Source organism: Oscillibacter sp. CAG:155, assembly GCA_000436875.1.
Classification (GTDB): domain Bacteria; phylum Bacillota; class Clostridia; order Oscillospirales; family Oscillospiraceae; genus Oscillibacter.
The window spans coordinates 11,300-14,414 of record FR890938.1; the positions used below are offsets into that span (position 1 = coordinate 11,300).

The 3,115-nt window shown below is 57.0% G+C and carries 3 protein-coding genes; 1 reads left to right on the forward strand and 2 read right to left on the reverse strand.

The window, feature by feature from the left end; translation table 11 throughout:
- Both QZL67_RS07830 and QZL67_RS07835 read right to left on the reverse strand, forming a co-directional pair.
- On the reverse strand, positions 1-999 hold a 999-nt coding region (locus QZL67_RS07830; protein ID WP_292920115.1), incomplete at its 3' end, for an ABC transporter substrate-binding protein.
- Positions 1,000-1,208: 209 nt separating this feature from the next.
- The gene (locus QZL67_RS07835; protein ID WP_022290171.1) at positions 1,209-2,363 is read right to left on the reverse strand and encodes a DEAD/DEAH box helicase; all 1,155 of its coding nucleotides are present in this window, start codon (positions 2,361-2,363) and stop codon (positions 1,209-1,211) included.
- Between the two features lie 325 nt (positions 2,364-2,688).
- On the opposite strand from QZL67_RS07835, the gene QZL67_RS07840 reads away from it, so the two are divergent.
- Positions 2,689-2,895: a helix-turn-helix domain-containing protein gene (locus tag QZL67_RS07840; RefSeq protein ID WP_292920123.1), complete on the forward strand. Its 207-nt coding sequence runs from the start codon at positions 2,689-2,691 to the stop codon at positions 2,893-2,895.
- Positions 2,896-3,115 lie beyond the last annotated feature (220 nt).

Below are 3,115 nucleotides of genomic sequence, written 5' to 3' on the forward strand. Positions count from 1 at the left end.
GTCCAGGGACAGCGCCAGCGCGCCCCGGACCTGGGGGTCCGCCAGCTGGTCCTGCTGACAGTTGAAGAAGATAGTATACACCCCCAGCTCCTGGATCAGGGAGGGGCTCTCCTCCTCCACCAGCTTGGTGAGCTGGTCATCCGTCACCTGGGCCACAAAGTCCACTTCTTTGTTCTCATACAGGCTCTGGGCCTCCTCCGGGGTATCGGCGTAGCGGAAGGTCAGCTCCGAGGGCCCGCTCTGGGTGCCGGAGTAAGTCTGCGCAGCCGTCAGCGTCAGTGCCTCGCCCGTCTCGCCGCTGACTTGGTAGGGACCGTTGGTCACAAGGCCGGAGAGATCTTCCCACCAAGGCTCCGCCGGCTCCTCTTCCGCCTGGTCTGATGCTTCCGCGGTTTTGGTCTGCCAGTTTTCGATTACGTCCTGCCGTACCGGCAGCGTGGCGGGGGCGGTACAGACCACCGTCAAAAACCAGTCGTATTTTCCATTGAGCTCCACCACCAGCGTGGAGTCGTTTTTCGCGCTGACCTTCAGTGCCGTCACATCTCCGGTGGAGCGGACGGTGTCATACCCTACCACCACCGACAAAAGACTTGCATAGGGAGAGTCGTTGGCTGGGTCTGCCAGCCGCTGCCAGGCGTACACAAAGTCCGACGCTGTCACCGCCTGTCCATCGCTCCACTTGGTGCCCCGGAGCTTGAAAGTACATGTCACCGTACCGTCTGTGTTCTCCTCCTGCTGCACGCTCTTGGCCACGCCGCTGGACGCCGTGGTACCGCCGGAGACGTCCACCGCCGTACGCATCAGGTTTTCATATAAATGCATCAGAATGGTCTGATCTACCGGGTCCGTGGCATAGATGGGGTCCAGCTCCTGAGGTGCGCTTCCCACGCACACCGACAGCTTCATCCCCTCTGCCGCCTCCTGACCGCAGCCGCTCAGCAGCCCCAGGCAACAGGCCAGCGCCAGCACCAAGCCGGCACAACGCTTCCAAATCTTCATAAAACCGCTCCTTTTGGGCGCAAAGAATCCGTGCCGCGGATGCGGCACCGGTTGTTTCCATAAGACAGCATTATATAGAATTTTTTCCGCCTTGTAAAGGAATGGCGTCAAAAAAGTAACAAATAATTACAAAAATTCAGGATTTGTTCATAACTTTCCGGATTCTGTTGAAAAAATCCCCGTCTGCCTTGGGCAGATGGGGATTTTCCTCATACTTCGGTCAAATGGCCGTTTTCGTCAAAGCGCACTTCCCGGATCTCGTTGCGGGTCTTTTGGGCGATGTCGTCGATCCGCATTTTGGAGGGGTAGTCCGCCACAAACGTCACCGCCACGCCCTGGCGTTTGGCCCGGCCGGTACGGCCGATGCGGTGAACGTAGTCCTGATTCTCGTCGGGCACGTCGCAGTTGAACACAATGTCCACATCGTCCACATCGATACCGCGGGCCGCCACATCGGTGGAAACGAACACGCGGAGCTTGCCCTGACGGAATCGCTCCATGACCTCCTCCCGCTTTTTCTGGGGGATATCGCCATGGATGCAGGCGGCGTCAATGCCCTGCATCTGCAAAAACTTGGTGATCCGTTCCGTGGACCCCTTGGTGTTGCAAAAGGCCATGCAGCGGTCAAAGCCGGTCTCCTCCAGAATCTTGGCGATGGCGTCTGCCTTGCCGTTGAAGGAGACCTCCATGCGGAACTGCTTGATGTCAGGCTTGTTCTGCTCGTCCTCCCGGACGGTGACCTCCACCGCATCCCGCTGGTAGACCCAGGCGATGTCCATGACCTCCCGGGAGATGGTGGCGGAGAAGAGGCCCAGGTTTTTGCGCTTGCTCATTTTGTCCAGCAGGCGGGTCACATCGTGGATGAAGCCCATGTCCAGCATCCGGTCCGCCTCATCCAGCACCACGGTCTGCACCGTGTCCACCCGGACGGTGCGGCGCTTCATGTGGTCACTGAGGCGCCCCGGGGTAGCCACCACGATCTGAGGCCGCTTTTTCAGGGTGTCGATCTGCCGGCCGATGGGCTGCCCGCCGTAAAGGCACACGCTGCGCACACCGGGCTTGAAGGCCGCCAGGTCCCGGATCTCATCGGTGATCTGAATGGCCAGCTCCCGGGTAGGGGCCAGGATCACCGCCTGGACGCTTTCGTCCTCCGGGTCCACATGCTCCACAATAGGGATACCGTAGGCAAAGGTCTTGCCGGTGCCGGTGGGGGCCTTGGCAATCACGTCCTGCCAGTCCATCATGGGAGGGATACAGCCCGCCTGGACCGGCGTAGACACGGTGATGTTCCGCTTTTCAATCGCACGCATAATCTCCGGTGACAGTCCCAGGCTGTCAAACCGCACGCCTTCCGTATATTCCATCGTTCATTCCTCTTTTTCTCACGCGCCGTCACAAAACGGGCGAAACTATCCATATTAAATTGTATTATACCCGGAAACCGACCGCTTGTAAAGCGTTCTGACTGGATTCGGGAAGGGGACACACCGGGTATGGCGAGTAAAATGTTCCTTCATTTACCAGTTAGTCCAAAATTTTCCTGTTTTAGAGTAAATTTATTGTATAATTGTAGTAAAATTATGTATTTTGTATGCAAAAGTTGAAGATTTTATGCTAAATTAGTGTCTATTGATGCTATCTGTAACGACAGCAAATATTTGGCCATGGGAGGATCGAACCGTGAACGAGATGGACTATGTAAAAATCCTGCGTAACTTGCGGGAGGACGCCGATAAAACGCAAACGCAGATTGCTGCTGTTCTCGGGACCTCACAGACCATGTATGCCCGGTATGAGCGGGGCGCAAATGAGCTGCCCATCCATCATCTGATTACGCTGAGCAAATACTACGGTGTCAGTACCGACTATATTTTAGGGCTTTCCAAGGAACGGTAAGTGGCGAGGACAGAGTGTTCTGTCCCCGCTTTTTTCTGTGCAGAGCACACCGCCGGCTAAACACCCGCACCTTCTGTTCCGGTCCGGGCAGGCAAAGCGGCCCATCTTCCCCGCGGGAAGATGGGCCGCTCGTATATTGGTTTTTGAACTGCCGGCTGTTTCTCAGCGATGGGGCACATGCCAGATGTTATCCGCATACTCCGCCACAGCCCGATCGGCG

Coding starts and splice junctions, on each gene's coding strand:
- QZL67_RS07840 (WP_292920123.1), top strand. CDS start 2,689: ATGGACTATGTAAAAATCCTGCGTAACTTGCGGGAGGACGCCGATAAA.
- QZL67_RS07835 (WP_022290171.1), bottom strand. CDS start 2,363: ATGGAATATACGGAAGGCGTGCGGTTTGACAGCCTGGGACTGTCACCG.